At 60.3% G+C, this 16275-nt stretch carries 18 protein-coding genes; 9 read left to right on the forward strand and 9 right to left on the reverse strand.

The window, feature by feature from the left end:
- Positions 1-2: 2 nt before the first annotated feature.
- From CHB97_RS15960 to CHB97_RS15965, 3 genes are read right to left on the reverse strand one after another with little or no spacing between them, the layout of a single operon-like run.
- Positions 3-212 (reverse strand): hypothetical protein, encoded by a 210-nt coding sequence (locus tag CHB97_RS15960; RefSeq protein ID WP_089288976.1) that lies wholly within the window; start codon positions 210-212, stop codon positions 3-5.
- Positions 202-357 carry a hypothetical protein gene (locus tag CHB97_RS26435; RefSeq protein ID WP_160105916.1) on the reverse strand — a complete coding sequence of 52 codons (156 nt, stop codon included), beginning with the start codon at positions 355-357 and terminating at the stop codon, positions 202-204. Before CHB97_RS26435 ends, CHB97_RS15960 begins: the two co-directional genes overlap by 11 nt.
- Positions 354-815: a MaoC family dehydratase gene (locus CHB97_RS15965; RefSeq protein ID WP_200819977.1), complete on the reverse strand. Its 462-nt coding sequence runs from the start codon at positions 813-815 to the stop codon at positions 354-356. Before CHB97_RS15965 ends, CHB97_RS26435 begins: the two co-directional genes overlap by 4 nt.
- Positions 816-1122: 307 nt before the next feature.
- On the opposite strand from CHB97_RS15965, the gene bfr reads away from it, so the two are divergent.
- On the forward strand, positions 1123-1599 hold the full coding sequence (gene bfr / locus CHB97_RS15970) for a bacterioferritin (RefSeq protein WP_089288977.1): 477 nt from the start codon (positions 1123-1125) through the stop codon (positions 1597-1599).
- A 79-nt stretch (positions 1600-1678) separates the two neighbouring features.
- Here bfr and CHB97_RS15975 read toward each other — a convergent pair whose 3' ends face one another.
- Positions 1679-2092 (reverse strand): hemerythrin domain-containing protein, encoded by a 414-nt coding sequence (locus CHB97_RS15975; protein WP_089288978.1) that lies wholly within the window; start codon positions 2090-2092, stop codon positions 1679-1681.
- A 106-nt stretch (positions 2093-2198) separates the two neighbouring features.
- Complete coding sequence (locus tag CHB97_RS15980; protein ID WP_089288979.1) at positions 2199-3197, reverse strand: SDR family NAD(P)-dependent oxidoreductase; 999 nt, start codon at positions 3195-3197, stop codon at positions 2199-2201.
- A gap of 188 nt (positions 3198-3385) precedes the next feature.
- Between CHB97_RS15980 and galE the strand changes: the two genes are divergently transcribed.
- The 8 genes from galE (at position 3386) to CHB97_RS16020 (ending at position 11642) form a co-directional block, all read left to right on the forward strand.
- On the forward strand, positions 3386-4381 hold the full coding sequence (galE, locus tag CHB97_RS15985; protein ID WP_089288980.1) for a UDP-glucose 4-epimerase GalE: 996 nt from the start codon (positions 3386-3388) through the stop codon (positions 4379-4381).
- A 127-nt stretch (positions 4382-4508) separates the two neighbouring features.
- Complete coding sequence (gene glf / locus CHB97_RS15990; protein WP_089288981.1) at positions 4509-5675, forward strand: UDP-galactopyranose mutase; 1167 nt, start codon at positions 4509-4511, stop codon at positions 5673-5675.
- A gap of 34 nt (positions 5676-5709) precedes the next feature.
- A complete protein-coding gene (locus CHB97_RS15995) occupies positions 5710-6942 on the forward strand; it encodes a glycosyltransferase family 4 protein (RefSeq protein ID WP_089288982.1) in 1233 nt (410 codons plus the stop codon).
- A 14-nt stretch (positions 6943-6956) separates the two neighbouring features.
- Positions 6957-8204: an oligosaccharide flippase family protein gene (locus CHB97_RS16000; protein WP_089288983.1), complete on the forward strand. Its 1248-nt coding sequence runs from the start codon at positions 6957-6959 to the stop codon at positions 8202-8204.
- Positions 8205-8388: 184 nt separating this feature from the next.
- Complete coding sequence (locus CHB97_RS16005; protein WP_089288984.1) at positions 8389-8757, forward strand: helix-turn-helix domain-containing protein; 369 nt, start codon at positions 8389-8391, stop codon at positions 8755-8757.
- Positions 8758-8771: 14 nt separating this feature from the next.
- Positions 8772-9149, forward strand: coding sequence for a helix-turn-helix domain-containing protein (locus CHB97_RS16010; protein ID WP_089288985.1), 378 nt, complete (start codon positions 8772-8774; stop codon positions 9147-9149).
- Positions 9146-10270 (forward strand): hypothetical protein, encoded by a 1125-nt coding sequence (locus tag CHB97_RS16015; RefSeq protein ID WP_089288986.1) that lies wholly within the window; start codon positions 9146-9148, stop codon positions 10268-10270. The genes CHB97_RS16010 and CHB97_RS16015 overlap by 4 nt, the downstream gene beginning before the upstream one ends.
- Before the next feature lie 49 nt (positions 10271-10319).
- The gene (locus CHB97_RS16020; protein ID WP_089288987.1) at positions 10320-11642 is read left to right on the forward strand and encodes a hypothetical protein; all 1323 of its coding nucleotides are present in this window, start codon (positions 10320-10322) and stop codon (positions 11640-11642) included.
- Positions 11643-11843: 201 nt separating this feature from the next.
- On the opposite strand, the gene CHB97_RS16025 is transcribed toward CHB97_RS16020, so the two are convergent.
- The 4 genes from CHB97_RS16025 to CHB97_RS16040 all read right to left on the reverse strand — a co-directional run bounded on the left by CHB97_RS16025 (position 11844) and on the right by CHB97_RS16040 (position 16274).
- Positions 11844-12266, reverse strand: coding sequence for a hypothetical protein (locus CHB97_RS16025; RefSeq protein WP_089288988.1), 423 nt, complete (start codon positions 12264-12266; stop codon positions 11844-11846).
- A 19-nt stretch (positions 12267-12285) separates the two neighbouring features.
- Positions 12286-13644 carry an HlyD family type I secretion periplasmic adaptor subunit gene (locus CHB97_RS16030; protein WP_089288989.1) on the reverse strand — a complete coding sequence of 453 codons (1359 nt, stop codon included), beginning with the start codon at positions 13642-13644 and terminating at the stop codon, positions 12286-12288.
- A gap of 78 nt (positions 13645-13722) precedes the next feature.
- A complete protein-coding gene (locus CHB97_RS16035) occupies positions 13723-15492 on the reverse strand; it encodes a type I secretion system permease/ATPase (RefSeq protein WP_089288990.1) in 1770 nt (589 codons plus the stop codon).
- Positions 15493-15731: 239 nt separating this feature from the next.
- Positions 15732-16274 (reverse strand): hypothetical protein, encoded by a 543-nt coding sequence (locus tag CHB97_RS16040; RefSeq protein ID WP_089288991.1) that lies wholly within the window; start codon positions 16272-16274, stop codon positions 15732-15734.
- Position 16275 lies beyond the last annotated feature (1 nt).

The raw sequence follows: 16275 nt of genomic DNA on the forward strand, positions 1-16275 counted from the left end.
CGTCAACGCAGGCGGCGGAAACGGTTGGCGTCTGACAGGGCGAAGATCGACAGGCTCAACCGGTCCACCACATTGCCGGCAATCGCCAGTTCCACATTGGCTGCCTTGATGCCCGGACGGGCATGGATGGCCATAACCTGCAGGCGCCGGCGCGGGGGCTGCAGCTCCTCAACCCATTCACCGGGGGCGAAATCAGTGAAGTCACGAGCCATGATGAGAGCGCACCGGAAAAGCTTGTTGTTGATCGGCCGCCAGGCCAGTTATCCGCACATTATGCCAGCTTGGCTGCTGATTGCACCAATGATTGCAGGCGGGTGAAAGAAAATCATGCGCTTGGATCATCCAGCGCCGCATCATGGAGCAGGTTCCCGGCGGCGAATCATCCCGACGGAGATAGTGGTCATCACCACCTCATCCTTCTGGTTCAGCACCTCTGTGCGTTGACGCACGGTACCCATTTCCGGCCGGGAGCGGGATACCCGTGTCTCCAGCACTTCCAGCCGGACCCGCAGACGGTCGCCCGGCCGCACCGGGCGCAGCCAGCGCAATTCGTCCAGGCCGGGGGAACCCAGCGAGGTTTCCGGACAGAGATAATGATCCACCATCAACCGCATCATGATCCCGCAAGTCTGCCAGCCGCTGGCCACCAGCCCGCCAAAATGCGTCTGCCGGCCCGCCGCCTCATCCAGATGGAACGGCTGGGGATCATAATCACGGGCAAAGGCCACAATCTCCTCCGCCGTGATCAGGCGGTCACCGAATTCCAGCACCAGACCGGGGGCCAGATCCTCAAAATATCGCAGCTGACGCGCCATTCCCGCTTTCTCTCCCCTATATCGCCAGCAGCATCGGCATCGGCGTTCCAGGTAGAGTAACCCGGAACGTCGAGAACGACAATCATCAGCATTATTGAACTATAGATTCCGGCAGAACGACAATGAAACCAGTTATCAACTGCATTATGCTTCAGTTGCAAGACGTTATCACGCGACAGATGGCAGAAGATGTGCCAGTATTGCCAAGACATGATTTCTTGACCACATCAGCGCCCTTTACCAAGGCGACAAGCCGGCCGTTGATGTGATAGCCATTCCCACCACCACCATCCGCATGAAGGTTCCCATGAAGGGCGATCCCACCGTCATCCGTCATCTCAACACGATCCTCACGAACGAGCTGACGGCCATCAACCAGTATTTCCTGCACGCGCGCATCATCAAGAACTGGGGTTTCCTGCGGCTGGCCAAGAAGGTCTACGAGGAATCCATCGGGGAGATGAAGCACGCCGATCAGCTGATCGAGCGGATTCTGTTCCTGGAGGGGCTGCCCAACCTGCAGGATCTGCACAAGCTGATGATCGGCGAGGAAGTGCCGGAATGCTTCCAGGGCGATCTGGCGATTGAAACCCGCAACCGCACCGAACTGATCGAAGCGATGCAATATTGCGAGGGCATCCGCGATTACCAGTCCAAGGAAATCTTCCGCCGCATTCTGGAGGATACCGAGGAACATATTGACTGGCTGGAAACCCAGCTGGGCCTGATCGATCGGGTCGGCATCCAGAATTACCTGCAGGAGCAGATGGGCGCGGAATCGTAATCCAGCCCTGCCGGTCGCAGCCACGGGCGATCCCGCCGGGGTCGCCCGTTTTGCTGTCTTCTATTGATCCGCCGACCGATCAGGCCGCCTCACCGGCGGCCATCTCCTCATAGCGGGCATAGAGGATCGCCTCCTCCTTATGCAGGCGGGATTGCAGCTGGGCGCTGATCCGGCCGAAATCGATGGCGAAGGCCATCCCCTCGCCCCCATCCTTATATTTGTCAAAGAAGGCGAGGATGGCTGCGCCCAGCTGGTGCATCTCCTCGGCAAACCGGTCTGCCGTCGCGGCCCGCAATGGGTCGCGACGGGCCAGACGACGATAATCGGGATAGAAGGCTTCATCCTCCCGCTGGATATGGCGGATGAACCGATCCCGCGCCGCCAGAAGCGTTTGCCGCCCGGCTTGGGTGCCGATTCCCTGGCGGCGCACCTCCTCCAGAATATGCTTCAGTTCAAGATGATCGTGTTTCAGCTCGGGAACGATCCTGGCCATGGCCGCCTCTCCATAATATGCATTTCATATGCATATTATTCCTCCCCCGTTGCCGCGGCGATGCGGCACCCGGTCGCATCATCCGGAAGGCTGCAAAGATGCTGCGTCAATCAAGCTGGTAGAAGGCCCGATACCAGGCGATGAAGCGTGCAACCCCTTCGGCCATGCTGGTCTGGGGCAGATAAGCCAGATCGGCCGTGCTGGCGGCAATATCGGCATAGGTTGCAGGAACATCGCCGGGCTGCATCGGCTCCATGATCATTTCAGCCTTACGGCCCAGGGCGGCCTCTATGGCAGCGATAAAGTCCAGCAGCCGTTCGGGACGGTTATTTCCCAGATTATACAGGCGATGGGGAACCAGATCGCCGCCCGGCTGCTCCGGCGCCGGCTGGGCCGGGCGGTCCAGCGCGGCCAGCACGCCGGCAACAATGTCATCAATATAGGTAAAGTCGCGCCACATCTGTCCGTGATTGAAAACACGGATCGGCCGCCCTGCCGCCACAGCGCCGGCAAACAGAAACGGCGCCATATCCGGCCGGCCCCAGGGACCGTAAACGGTAAAGAACCGCAAGCCCGTGGCCGGCAAACCATAAAGATGGCTGTAGGTCCGGGTCATCAACTCATCAGCCCGCTTGGTGGCGGCATAAAGCGAGACCGGCCGATCCACCGCATCCCCCACCGCAAAGGGCTGCTTTTCGTTACCACCATAGACGGAGGACGAACTGGCATAAACGAAATGCCGCAGAGCGGTCAGGTGACGCGCCCCTTCCAGCATCACCACCTGCCCCATCAGGTTGGACTGGACATAGGCATAAGGATTTTCCAGCGAATAGCGGACACCGGCCTGGGCCGCCAGATGGACAATCCCGGTAATGTCGGAATGGCGGGCGAAAAATTCCTCCATGCCCGTGCGGTCGGCGATGTCCAGTCGCGTCAGGCTGAACCGCGGATTCCCTGCCAGCAATGCCGCCCGCGCCTCTTTCAGCCGGACATCATAATAGTCGTTGAAATTATCGATCCCGACCACCCGATCGCCCCGCGCCAACAGCGCCTGGGTGACATGCAGACCGATGAAGCCGGCCGCACCGGTGACAAGGACGGTCATGATGAAACCTCATCTCATTCTCTTCAGGAATAGAGACTTATAAGCCGGAAGGAGAGGACCGGATACGTCTGTTGCAATGCCAAATTACAATTTTACAGATCTTGCTGAAAGTGGGTACAAACAGGGCCGAGTTCCGCCCATTCACCGACCTGTGAATTGGCGGCAGGGTCCAGGCAATGCGGGTTCAAATGGCAACAGTTCATTCAATCCTGGTGACCGGCGGGGCCGGTTATGTTGGCAGCCACGCGGTGGCGGCTTTATGCCGCGCCGGGTATCTGGTGACGGTGGTGGATGATCTGAGCCAAGGCCACCGGCCGGCCGTCCCGGTGGCAGCCGATTTTGTGGTCGGCAATGCGGGCGACCGCCCGTTGCTGGACCGGTTGCTGGCGGCCCGCCCCTATCACGCCGTGATGCATTTCGCCGCCCGTTCCCTGGTGGGGGAATCCATGCGGGATCCCGGCCCTTATCTGGCGGGTAATGTACAGGTGGCCCAGACCGTGATCGATGCGGCGATCGCCCATAAGGTGCCCAAACTGGTGCTGTCATCCACCGCCAATATCTTCGCATCAAGCGATGGCCGCCCCATTACAGAGGACAGCCCCATCGACCCCGGAAGCCCGTATGGCGAGGGTAAATATATGGTGGAACGGCTGCTGCACTGGGCTGATCGCTGCCACGGGCTGCGCTCAGCGGCGCTGCGCTATTTCAACGCCGCTGGCGCCCACCCGGACGGCCATCTGGGCGAAGATCACCAGCCAGAAACGCACCTGATCCCGATTGTGCTGCAGGTTGCCCTGGGCCAGCGGACCCATCTGGATATCTACGGCGACGATTACGACACTCCGGATGGCACCTGCATCCGTGACTATGTCCATGTCTGTGACATTGCCGCTGCTCATATCAAGGTGCTGACTGTGCTGGATGAACGGTCCGTGCGCTATAATGTTGGAACTGGCCGCGGCTATTCTGTGCGCCAGGTCGTGGAGGCTGCGGAAAAGGTGATCGGCAAACCCATCCCGGTCCGCATAGCCCCGCGCCGCGCCGGCGACCCGGCTGTGCTGGTGGCCGATGGCAGCCGCCTGCAACGGGAAACTGGATGGACCGCAGCACTGCCTGACCTGGAAACCATGGTCAGCACAGCCTGGGAATGGCGCCGCCGTCATCCGAATGGCTATAAGGGGTAAGGCGTCCGCGGCGCTCTGCCATGGCAGTCGCGCCCATAACCCGCCCTTGCAATCCGCCCTTGACCGACGGTAACAGTAATCCCGCCCACCTCACGCTGCGGTGCGCGGGATTTTTTGAGGGATAAAGATGAATTTCGACGGTTTTGACCTTATCGTAGTGGGCAGCGGCTTTTTCGGCGCCACCATTGCCGAACGCGCCGCCCGCGAACTTGGCCTGACCGTCGCCGTGCTGGATAAGCGCACCCATTTCGGCGGCAATTCCTATTCTGAGATCAATGCCGAAACCGGCATTGAGGTGCACCCCTACGGCACCCATATTTTCCATACCAATTCGGAAGAGGTATGGACCTACATCAACCGTTTCACGCAATTTTCCGAATATCGCCATCGGGTATTCACCGTGCATGGTGACCGGGTCTTCTCCATGCCGATCAATCTCGGCACCATTTGCTCCTTTTTCGGTAAGCATTTCACACCGGATGAAGCCCGCGCCCTGGTGGCAAAGGAAATGGCAGCCGAAAATATCGGCGAGCCCGCCAATCTGGAAGAGAAGGCTGTCAAATCGATCGGTCGCTCCCTCTATGACGCCTTCATTCGCGGCTATACGATGAAGCAGTGGCAGACCGATCCGCGTCAGCTGCCGGCCTCGATCATTGGCCGGCTGCCGGTGCGCTTCACCTTTGATGATCGCTATTTCGCCGACCGGTTCGAAGGCATGCCGCTGGGCGGCTATGGCGCCATCTTCCGCAACATGCTGAACCAGCCGAAGATTCAGCTGTTCCTGGGGGTCGATTTCTTCGATATCCGGCATCACATTCCGGCCGGCAAGCCCATCATCTATACCGGTGCCATCGACCGCTATTATGATTACCAGTTCGGGGAACTCGGCTGGCGCACCGTCGATCTGGAATGGGAAGTGGCACAGACGCCCGATTTCCAGGGCACCTCGGTGATGAATTATGCCGACAGCAATGTCCCCTTCACCCGCATCCATGAATTCCGGCATCTGCACCCCGAACGGCCGTTTGATGGTGACAAGACCATCATCGCGCGGGAATTCTCCCGCTTCGCCGGCAAAGGTGACGAGCCCTATTACCCGATCGCCACACCGGCCGACCGTGACCTGTATGAGCGTTATGTCGCCTTGACCGTGCAGGAGCCGAATGTAATCTTCGGTGGCCGTTTGGGCACTTACCGCTATCTTGACATGCATCAGGCCATCGGTGCGGCGCTTAAATGCTTCGATACACAGGTGGTTCCGCTGGTTACGGCCAACAAGCCCCTGTGTGTTTGAACCGAATTTTGTACCTCTTCAGGCAAGGCGCCAAATGGCTGCGAATTCGCTGCGTGTGAACATTGTCGTCCCTCCCCTGCATCGGGAGAAGTTCACCGGCGGCATCCTCTGTATCCTGGAACATGCCCACCAGCTTCATAAGCGTGGGCATCAGGTGACGATCATCCCGACCCGCCCCTGCGATGCGCCGGCATGGTTCAAGAAAGAATTCGGCACCCTGCTGCATTGGGCGCCGCAATCGGCCGGCGGCGCCCTCGGTCGGCTGATCGGAACAGTGGCCGGCTGGCTGCCCCGCCGCGACGCGGCGGGCAAGGATGCTATCCGCCGCGATTTCATGGGCTTGGTGCGCAACCTGCCCCAGCTCTGGACGGCGGAGCTGGAGCAGGCGGTACAGCATCATGAGTTACGGCGCATGATTCCGCCGGCCGATATCACCATTGCCACCCAATATAGTACCGCCTTGCCGGTCTATCTGTTTGGTACTGGCAAGCTCGGCTACTTCATGCAGCATTACGAAGTCATTTTTGCCAATGACACGCCGGACCCGACGCTGACCCGCAAGGTTGCGGCCATGTCATACCGGCTGGGGCTGGCGATGATGGCCAATTCGCCCTGGCTCTATGATCAGGTGGACAAGGCGGTGCCCGGTGCGTCGTTGCGCCTGTCACCCAATGCGCTGGATCATAATATCTTCAACGGCAGTCCCAAGCCGCTCGCAGCGCCAGATGATCGCAAGGTGACGCTGATTTCCTATGGCGGGCGGCATGTCGCCTGGAAAGGCTTCAAGGAGATGGCGGAGGCGACCGCCATCGTGCGGCGCAGATTGCCGCATTACCAGATCGACTGGCATGTCTATGGCGGGGCCGCCCTGCCGCCGGACAATCCGATCGCCCCTTACAAGGATTTGGGCTTCCTGCAGCCGCTGGCTCTGGCAGAGGCTTATCGTCAGGCCGACATCCTGCTGTCCGCCTCCTGGTATGAAAGCTTCCCGCTGTTCCCGGCGGAGGCCATGGCCTGCGGCTTGGCCACAGTAACCACGCAGCCGGGGACGGAGCAATATGCCATCCCCGGTCAGACGGCTGAAGTGGTGGAGGCGCAGTCCCCGGAATCGGTGGCAGCCGGTCTGGAACGGTTGATCATTGACCATGCCCATCGCCAGCGCATTGCCCAGGCAGGCTGGGAAATGGCCCGCACCCTGACCTGGGAGGCGGCGGGCGATGCGATGGAAGCCAATATCAGGTCGATCGTCGCGGAGCAGACCCCCTGAGGGGAGGTTGAGCCATGATCGACCGCAAGATATTGCACAATATCTCCTATCTGGGGGTCACCAACGTCGCCAACCTGATCATCCCGCTGGTGGTGTTGCCCTTCATTACCCGGGTGCTGGGACCGGCGCAGTTCGGTCAATATGCCTGGGCCGTCTCGGCCGGCACCTTGCTGGGCCTGATATGCGATTTCGGCTTTAACTGGAGCGCGGCACGGGAAGTGGCGATCCATAAGGAGGATCGCCAGCGTACCGCCGCCATCGTGGCCGAAGCCTATATGGTGCGGGGACTGTTATTCAGCCTGGCCTTGCTGGTCATTATCGCCCTCTGGTCACAGCTGCCGCACAGTACGGGTGTCGGCGCGGTGCTGAGCTTTGTGCCGCTGATCGCCTTCTGCAACCTGCTGACGCCCCCCTGGCTGTTCCAGGGGCTGGAGCAGTTCCGCATCGTCGTCTTTTCCTCGATGTTCGGCCGGCTGGCCGGGGTGATCGGCATCTTCGCGCTGGTGCGCCAGCCCGAAGATGTCGGGTTGGCCATCGGCCTGACCGCAGCGGGTGCCATGTTGCCGGGGCTGGTCACCTTCCGTTTTCTGGCCCGTCATTATGGGGATGTGTTGCGCCTGCCCACCATCGCCGCGGTGAAGGCCCGGCTGGCATCGGCTTGGCGAATCTTTGCCGCCGATCTGGTGATCCAGATCTATACGATGGCGCAGACCTTTCTGGTGGGTCTGCTGGGCGGGCCAGTAGCGGCCGCCCAATATAATATCGGGGATCGTTGCCTGAATGCCGGCAAAGGGTTCCTGGCCGCCATCACCCAGGCCGCCATGCCGCGCGTGGCCAACCTGGCCGTGACCGATCCCGCCGCCGGTATGCGGTTGATCCGCCGGGTGATGCTGATGGCCGGCAGCGTCGGGCTGGCGGGTGGTCTGGTGATGGCCTTTGGCGCCGACCTGTTGGTGATGTGGGTTTTCGGGCCCGATTTCATGGAATCGGCCCGCGTGCTCCGCATCCTCTCCCCCGTTCCCATTCTGGTCGGGGTCGGTTCCTGCTTCTCCTCGCTCTATATGTTTAATTATGGCGAGAACCGGCTTTGGGCATTGATGCTGAAAATCGCAGCAGCCACCAATTTCGGGACGATGCTGGCTTTACATCTGCTGGGCATTTCCATGCATATATCGGCGGCCCTCGCCGTGGTTGCAGCCGAATCATTTGTCTTCTTCCTTGCCGGGTACCGCTTCCTGCACGCTCAGCGCCGGTTTCGCTGACCAAATCATGGGACATCGGCAGCGCCGAGGCTGCATTCGCCTATTTTTTGGGCAGAAAACTGTGACATTCTGATCAAGCAATGGGACTTTTTCGGCGGTAACGCCGTGCGGGCCACAAGTGAAGTGGTATTCTGTTATAAAGTCGCTTATGTTGGCCTTGAGGAATCGAGCTCAAGGATATCGTATGTACACCCACCCCCAACATGGCGGCGGTGAAGAGGTCAAGGAGCTGCGCCGACGCGCAGGGGCTTGGCTGAAGAACCGCCGCACGGAAGTCGGGCTGACACAGCGAGCCCTGGCCGAGGCCGTCGGTCTTGAATATTATACTATGGTTTCAATGATCGAGGCCGGGCGTGGCCGCATTCCGCCGGACAGCTATCTTGCCTGGGCCAATGCTCTGCAAATGGCCCCGGCTGAGTTTGTGCGCACCCTGATGCAATATTATGATCCGATAACCCACGCCATTCTGTTTGGGGAGATCAGTGAGGCCGGTACTGCGGCCACGGACAGCGGAACATCATCCGCCAAGACCGCTAAGTTCCGGGTCGTCTGAGTCCGGGAGCGGCGATGGGCGACATCATCCCCCTGCGTTCTGATCCGTTGGAAGCCCCGCGCGGCGACGTGCAGGAGTTGTTTCAACGTGACAGGATCACTATGGCGCGGGAACGTCGCGCCGCCTGGGGGCGGGTGATTCGTCAGCAACGTCTGGCCAACGGTTTAAGTACACGCAACTTGGCGAGCCGTATCGGGATCGCCAGTCCGGGCATTATCAGCGCTGTGGAGGCTGGTCGGGGCCGGGTGCCGGAAGGCAGTCTGGTTGGCTGGGCCGCGGCACTGGGAATGGAACCTGCCTTGTTCGCCGCTGGGTATTTGGCCGCCTTTGAACCGGATGCTGCCGCCCTGCTGCTGGCTGCCGGTACGGCGACGGAAGGAGAGGCGTCATGAGCGTCTCTGCCGAGATTTTCACCTTTCCCGGCCGCAATGGCGGGGGCAATGGCGGTGCCTGGGGCAACCAGGATTTAGCCGATATTTATCGCTGCATCGACCTGTTCGCCCGCCATGGCGTTGTGCTGGAAGGGGCCTGCGGCCTGACGGACGAGGGGGATCCCTGGTTCGCCCTGGAGGATGTGGCGAGCGGTGAAACGCTGGTGCATATCGCCAGGATCGACGGATTTTTTATCGTCCATGTTCTGGACGGGGAAACCTGGCAGGGGGACACGTTGCGTGCCGCCCTGGCCAACCTGGATTTGAACGCATTGGTTCTTGGCGATCCCCATGTGCCGGCCGACCACGGCCATGATGGCACGGATAACAAGACCGACCCAGACGGGTCACATGCGTTCCTGCGGATCGTCAGTGCCGTCATCGCGGTACTGACGGCGGATGTGATCGCCAGCACGGTGGCGCATGACGCGATGGCGTCGCCCCTGCCGGACGTCAGCGAAACTGTTGCTGGCGATCACGCCTTTAAGGATAACAGCCATACGTTTGCATTGCCAGAATTGCATGAGGCGGAAAAGGTTAATCACCATCCCGGCAAAGAGCCGGCGCCGGATGCTGCCCTGGTGGAACCCATGATCGGGACGCCCCAGGTTGCCGAACCGGCAAAAGCAGGGGCGTTGCTTGCTGCGGAAGAAGCGCCGGCGGCGCATCCCAGCAGCGCCACCCCAATCGACCTTGGTGACATATTGATGCTTGCCGAGGCTGCGCCCACGGTCAAAGTGGATGTGGCGGCACCTCAGCATCTGATCGCCCTGGAGAGCCTGTTGCCACAGGCGGGCGATCACCCGGAAATACTGCACCTGATCAGGAGCGACAAGGTCGTGCTGTCGGCGACGGAAAAGGATGATCTTTTCCTGGTGGTCCTCACACCGCAGCAGGAACGGCTGCAGGTGGCCGCAGAAAGTTTCCAAAGCAACCATGACAGTCTGGTCGTTGAAAAATCGACACCGACCAGCACATCCAGCGGCATCATTCTGGATCTGTCACAACTGCCCGCACAGACCGGGGGATTGACGATGATCGGGCAACTACCGGCCGGTGACGTGCCGCTTTCAGGGGGTTGAGATAATGTCCTTTGCCGCTCAAACACTTCTGATGGCTGGTAGCAATGTCATGACGCTTGATGAGCTGAGCCTCTATCATGCGATCAATGATCAACGGGTGGCCCAGGGCCTTCCCAGCCTGCGGCCGGTTGTGGATCTCACCGTTCTGGCGGGCCAGCATGCCGCCGATTTCAGCAGCAATATCGGCTATGCCAGCTGGTCAACGAAGACGATAGAGACCCGGCCTGTTCCCACCCTGCATCATTGGAGCGACGGCAGTTCCTTCCTGAACGGGGTTTTGAGTGTGGCCAGCGGTCTGCATCTGACCCTGCCTGCCGGCTTGGCGGAGAATGCCGAAGGCACCCTGGTCGGGCAGACCAGTGAAAGCCTGCTGCAAAGCTGGCTGAGCAATCCCGGTACCAGTGCCAATCTGCTGCTGGCCAGCTGGGATACAATCGGCATCGGCATTTCCGGTGACATGACCTATGTCATGTTCGGCAATTATGACGATACGGTACAGACGAGCACGCCGGTCATTCAGGGTACCGACAAGGCCGATGTCATCCGGACCACCGGCTGGGCCGAAGTGGTGCTGGGCGGTGGCGGGAATGACGTCTTCGTCGGCGCCAGCTATGGCGACCGGCTGGATGGCGGTGCCGGTGCAGACCGGCTGGTATTGAACGGGCCCGCCAGTGCTTATCAGGTTGCACTCGTAACCGAAAATGGCGAGCGCTGGGCCTTGGTTACCGGCAAGGACGGGCTGCAACTGCGTATCCGCGATGTCGAATATATCTCCTTCAGTGACCGGGTGGTGGATAGCAGCAGCTGGGGTGAACGGGTCAGCGCCGTCCATTTCGATGCCGATTATTATCTGGCAACCAATCGCGATGTTGCAGCGGCCCTGACGACCGCCTATCCAGGCGCCAGCAAAGAGGTGCTGGCCGCCGCCGCCGCCGATCATTTCTGGACCTATGGTCAGAAGGAAGGCCGCAATCCAGCCGCGTTTTTCGACACCAGCTATTACCTGTCACATAATCCCGATGTGGCGGCCGCGGTGGCGGCTGGCTCCTTCACGGCTTTCTCGCATTACATGTTGATCGGGCAGTTCGAAAATCGCAGCCCGAATGCCACGTTCGATGCGCTTGATTATCTGGCTTTGAACCCAGATATCGGCAGCGCGATCACCAAGGGGGTGATCAGTTCGGCAATTGACCATTACCTGCTCTATGGTCAAAATGAGGGTCGGCAAGCGCTCTTCGATGAAGATTATTATCTCGCCACCTATCCGGACGTTGCCGCTGCCGTCCATGCTGGCAGCTTTGCCAGTGGTCTCACCCATTATCTGCTCTATGGTGCGACAGAGGGGCGTCACGCTTACGCGGACCTGATTTGATACCAATCCGCCGAAAGGTTGACCTTTCGGCGGATTGGAGGCCGACGACCGCCGCCGCGCCGCTCGTGCGGCGGGAGCCAAGGCGGCGGATGCCACCGCCCGGCAATTGAGGGGCATGAAAGCGTGACCATCGGTCATGATTTCGCGCCGCAGGTATAAAGCTGGGCGAAGCCAAAGCGCGACAAGCCAACGCCCCTGCTATTATGTCGGCTTCCCAGGCGGTAACGCCAGTTGCCCCAGGAACAATTCCAGCCGACGACAAAGATCATCAATCTGGTCCGCCGCCAGCCGGTCGAACCTGCGCAACAGGCTTATCGTCGTTTCGTCCAGCCGCGGATAAGCCAGGAGCAGCCCCTCGGATTCACCCTCCGGTGAGCGGACGAACAGTCGGAACCCGTGACCATTCACCACGAAATAGGCCAAGAGGGCGACGAACCCCACCTTGTCCTGCAAAAAGAAGGTCGGGCATTCAACATAGGCACTGTCTGGCACCAAGCCGGTCCAGGCCGCTTCCGTCAGGACCAGACTATTGGCGGGAAGCTCACAGTAAGCAACTGCACGGGCCAGTTCACGCGGGGCCGCCTGTAAACGCCAGACCGGCCCCGTCTCACGGATTGTCAACATGCGCCCTCCTGGCGCTGGCTCAAACCTCCTTGAACGCGCGGAAGAAGCTGTCGGTCAAGGGCTTGGTCAGATATTCAAGCAAAGTACGTTCGCCGGCCTTTACCAAGACTTCAGTCGGCATACCGGGAACGATCTTCTGGCCGCCCAACTTGGACAGCTGGTCTTCCGGTACAATTACACGGGCCAGATAGTACCGGTTGCCGCGCTGATCGGTGGTAACATCGGCATCGACCTGCATGACTGTCCCGGTCAAAATCGGAACCATGCGGGTGGACAGGGCAGAGAACCGAACCTCCGCCTCCAGGCCCACGGCCATATTGTCGATATCATTCGGGCTGACCATCGCTTCAACAATCAACCTCTCATGGCTGGGCACCAAATCCATGATGGTTTCGCCCCCCCGCACAACACCGCCCAACGTATGAACACGCAGGCCGACAATAATACCATCACCCGGCGCCTTCACCTCGCGCCGCTGTAACACGTCATTGGCGCTGGTCAAGCGATCCTCAAGATCGAAGATCTGCTGTTGCGCCTCACGCAGCTTATCGGCCACATCCTCCTCAAAAGATTTACGGACCTGAAGGATCTGCAGCCGCGCCTCCCCGATCTGCATCCGGGACCGGGCAATCTCGCCCTCATAATTACCGCGCGCACCATCCAGTTCCGCCCGTTCGCGCTGGAGCTGCAACAGCCGTGTTTTGGAGGCATATCCCTTGTCGAAAAGCTGCTGGAGACCTTCCAGCTCGTCGTCGATCAAACGGATCTGATCGGTATTAGCGATAACCTGCGCCTCATAGCCCTTAATCTGCTCTTCCAGCTGCTTCACCCGCTGTTCATAGATGGAAAGCTGCCCGGCCAATGTCAGTCGGCGGCTGTCGAACAACTGTTCCTCATTGCTGCGAATGCTGGTTTTACGGGCATTATCATCGGTGCCCGGGGTCAGCTCAGCGGGCCAGCTGATCTTCTCGTTGCGCTCACGTTCCGCGATCAAACGCGCTTCCTTGGCCTTGGCGGCCAGGAACTGGCCGTAGAGCACATCGCGTTGCGCCTGCGATGAAACTTCATCCAGGCGCATCAGCACCTGACCGGCCTTCACCGCATCGCCATCACGCACCAGGATTTCAGAGACGATGCCCCCTTCCAGATGCTGAATGCTCTTGCGGTTGCTATCCACCACCAGCGTACCGGACGCCACAACCCCCTTGGCCAGCGGGGCGAAGGTGGACCAGGCAAGAAGGCCGCCAAAGGCGATCAGGATGATTGCCATCCCGAACCGGACAACGGGGAGCTCATCGGTGGGAACTGTCGATGCCAGTTCCTTCCCCAGACCGGGAACCGGCAGGGCGGGCTTCTTGCTGGTGACAAGGTCGGTCATGCTTGCGCACTTTCAAAAAGATCGGCACCCGTCAGGTACCGGAAGTAAATATCACGAAACAGGCCTGAAAACCTGACATCAGCCGCCTGTCGTCCCTGTCACCTGCCCAGGCGCGGCGCCGCCCTGTGGCGGCACGGCGGCCTGCTGCGCGACCGGACGGGTCAAGCGGGCAATCACATCCTGCTTGGGCCCGAACATCTCCACCATGCCTTCCCGCAGCAGCAGCACCTTATCCACATGGTTCAGAATGCTGGGGCGATGGGAAATCAGGATGACGGTGGCGTTCATCTGCTTCAGGCGCTGCAGACCATTGACCAGCGCTACCTCCCCGTCAGAGTCCAGATTGGAGTTTGGCTCATCCAGAACAATGAAGGACGGGTTGCCATAGACGGCGCGTGCCAGCCCCAGACGTTGACGCTGCCCGCCTGACAGCGCGATACCGCCCGGCCCGATCAGCGTATCATACCCCGATGGCAGCCGCAGGATCAGCTCATGCACGCCCGCCAGCTGGGCCGCTTCCACCACCTTGGTGGCGTCGACCTCTCCAAAGCGGGCGATATTTTCCTTGATCGTACCGTCGAAAATTTCGACATCCTGCGGCAGATAGCCGATATGCGGTCCCAACTGCTCGTGGTTCCAGCTATAGACATCAGCGCCATCCAGGCGGACCGAACCGGAATGCGGGGCCCAGATGCCCACCAGCAGGCGTGCCAGGGTGGATTTGCCAGCCGCACTGGGCCCGATGATCGCCAATGCCTCACCAGCCGTCAGGGCAAAGCTGATCCCCTTGATCGTCGGGGTGTTGGCGCCGGGGGGCATGGCCACCACGCGATCAACCGCGACATGGCCCACCGGTGCCGGCAGTTCCATCGTGTCGGTCTGCTGATTGAAGGTGCGGAGCAGATCATCCAACCGCTGATAAGCGCCCCGCGCCGAGACGAAGGATTTCCAGGACCCGATGGCCTGTTCGACGGGGGCCAGACCGCGCCCCATGATGATGGAGGCCGCAATCATCACGCCGGCGGTGATCTGCCCTTCCAGCGCCAGATAGGCGCCAAAGCCCAACATGGAGGATTGCAGCAGCAACCGGATGAACTTGGTCAGGGCGCTGATGCCGCCAGCCGCGTCGCTGGCCTGGGCCTGCAGCATCAGCGCCTTGTCCTGGCTGACACGCCAGCGACGGCGGATACCGGGCAACATGCCCATGGCGGCCAGCACTTCACTGTTTTTCAGGCTGGCTTCGGCAAAGGAAGCCGCCTTGATGGCGTGCACATTGGCTTCATTCAGCGGCTTCTTGGTAGTCACCTCAGTGACATAGGCCAGTGCGAACAGGATTACGGCACCAATGGTTGCCACCAGCCCCAGTAGCGGATGCATCATGAAGACGATGCCGATGAAGATAGGCGCCCATGGCGCATCAAACAGAGCGAAAGGCCCCTGCGAGGTGATGAACTGGCGCAGCATGTCCAGATCACGCAGAGACTGGCTGCGGTTGGCCGCCGGGCTGCGCAGATTAAGGGCGAAAATGGCGTCGAACACCTTACCGCTCAACATCTGGTCCATCTTGCCGCTGACGCGCACCAGCACACGGGAGCGCACCATCTCCAGCATAGCCATCACCAGCATCATCGCAGCGATGATCAGGCTCAGATAGATCAGTGTGGATTCACTGCGCGCTGTCAGCACGCGATCATAGACCTGCAACATGTAGATGGGTGAGGTCAGCATCAGCAGGTTAATGAAGAAGCTGAATATCGCCACGAAGAAGAACGCTCGACCGGAGCTCTTCAACGCCTGGCGCAACTGTGAGGGGGCGCCTGCCTGGCGGTTGACGGGAACAATCTTCATTGGCTTCGCCTGCTTCCAGAAGCTGGTCACACAAATAACCCGGCTACGCCGCTGTAGCCGGGATGCTATTCTAACGTCTCAAACACCGGGCCTGCAACAAGACGGAACGGGTGGCTGATGCAACCATTCCCCCCGGCACACGTGGAATGTAACAACATGATTGGGGCGTTTCAGCGGCAAACCATGGCCATGGATGTTATGCCGCAGGGCCACCCGCCACCGCTTCCATCCTGCTGATGTCAACAAAGGCGCGACCCTTCCGGAACGACGATCTGCCCTGCCCGGTCGATCCAGGCCAGCTCATCCAGGTTCCAGCCGGCCTCCCGGCATTTGATCAGCAGCATATTGATCAGCTGATGCACCATCGGCCGCGTCAGGTTCATCCAGGCCAGTTCGCAAGCCTCATCCCAAAAGGACAAGAGCAAGCCACCGGGATTGATGGTGAGGTCGATCCGGTGAACCAGCCGGGGCCGCTGCGCCTGAATTTCCGCCGCCAGCGCTGGCGGCGCCCCCTGCGGGGGCTCTTCACCGGCACCCAGGGGGGTGACGGCCTCCAGATGCTCGAACAGAAGCACGTCACTGCGATGGGAAACCCCACTGCGTGCCACCAGATCGCTGGTTTGCATCAGCAATTCCAGCAACCCCGCCAGCAGCGCGCGCGTCAGGCGCCGCGTCAGGAACAGGTCCAGACCCGACGACGCCGTGCGTGCGGTCAGCACAAGCCTGTCCTCGCGCAGCTCGTAGCGCAAATCCAGGCTGGTGGCAGCGACAGGAAGTTTCATG

Source organism: Azospirillum sp. RU38E, assembly GCF_900188385.1.
In the GTDB taxonomy this organism is placed as follows: domain Bacteria; phylum Pseudomonadota; class Alphaproteobacteria; order Azospirillales; family Azospirillaceae; genus Niveispirillum.

Bases quoted from the DNA above. Each gene is read 5' to 3' on its own strand.
- CHB97_RS26435 (WP_160105916.1), bottom strand. From the start codon at position 357: ATGATGCGGCGCTGGATGATCCAAGCGCATGATTTTCTTTCACCCGCC.
- CHB97_RS15960 (WP_089288976.1), bottom strand. From the start codon at position 212: ATGGCTCGTGACTTCACTGATTTCGCCCCCGGTGAATGGGTTGAGGAG.
- CHB97_RS15980 (WP_089288979.1), bottom strand. From the start codon at position 3,197: ATGACCGTCCTTGTCACCGGTGCGGCCGGCTTCATCGGTCTGCATGTC.
- CHB97_RS15975 (WP_089288978.1), bottom strand. From the start codon at position 2,092: ATGGCCAGGATCGTTCCCGAGCTGAAACACGATCATCTTGAACTGAAG.
- CHB97_RS16020 (WP_089288987.1), top strand. From the start codon at position 10,320: ATGACGCTTGATGAGCTGAGCCTCTATCATGCGATCAATGATCAACGG.
- CHB97_RS15965 (WP_200819977.1), bottom strand. From the start codon at position 815: ATGGCGCGTCAGCTGCGATATTTTGAGGATCTGGCCCCCGGTCTGGTG.
- CHB97_RS16010 (WP_089288985.1), top strand. From the start codon at position 8,772: ATGGGCGACATCATCCCCCTGCGTTCTGATCCGTTGGAAGCCCCGCGC.
- CHB97_RS15995 (WP_089288982.1), top strand. From the start codon at position 5,710: ATGGCTGCGAATTCGCTGCGTGTGAACATTGTCGTCCCTCCCCTGCAT.
- CHB97_RS16040 (WP_089288991.1), bottom strand. From the start codon at position 16,274: ATGAAACTTCCTGTCGCTGCCACCAGCCTGGATTTGCGCTACGAGCTG.
- CHB97_RS16030 (WP_089288989.1), bottom strand. From the start codon at position 13,644: ATGACCGACCTTGTCACCAGCAAGAAGCCCGCCCTGCCGGTTCCCGGT.
- glf (WP_089288981.1), top strand. From the start codon at position 4,509: ATGAATTTCGACGGTTTTGACCTTATCGTAGTGGGCAGCGGCTTTTTC.
- bfr (WP_089288977.1), top strand. From the start codon at position 1,123: ATGAAGGGCGATCCCACCGTCATCCGTCATCTCAACACGATCCTCACG.
- CHB97_RS16005 (WP_089288984.1), top strand. From the start codon at position 8,389: ATGTACACCCACCCCCAACATGGCGGCGGTGAAGAGGTCAAGGAGCTG.
- CHB97_RS16035 (WP_089288990.1), bottom strand. From the start codon at position 15,492: ATGAAGATTGTTCCCGTCAACCGCCAGGCAGGCGCCCCCTCACAGTTG.
- galE (WP_089288980.1), top strand. From the start codon at position 3,386: ATGGCAACAGTTCATTCAATCCTGGTGACCGGCGGGGCCGGTTATGTT.
- CHB97_RS16025 (WP_089288988.1), bottom strand. From the start codon at position 12,266: ATGTTGACAATCCGTGAGACGGGGCCGGTCTGGCGTTTACAGGCGGCC.
- CHB97_RS16015 (WP_089288986.1), top strand. From the start codon at position 9,146: ATGAGCGTCTCTGCCGAGATTTTCACCTTTCCCGGCCGCAATGGCGGG.
- CHB97_RS16000 (WP_089288983.1), top strand. From the start codon at position 6,957: ATGATCGACCGCAAGATATTGCACAATATCTCCTATCTGGGGGTCACC.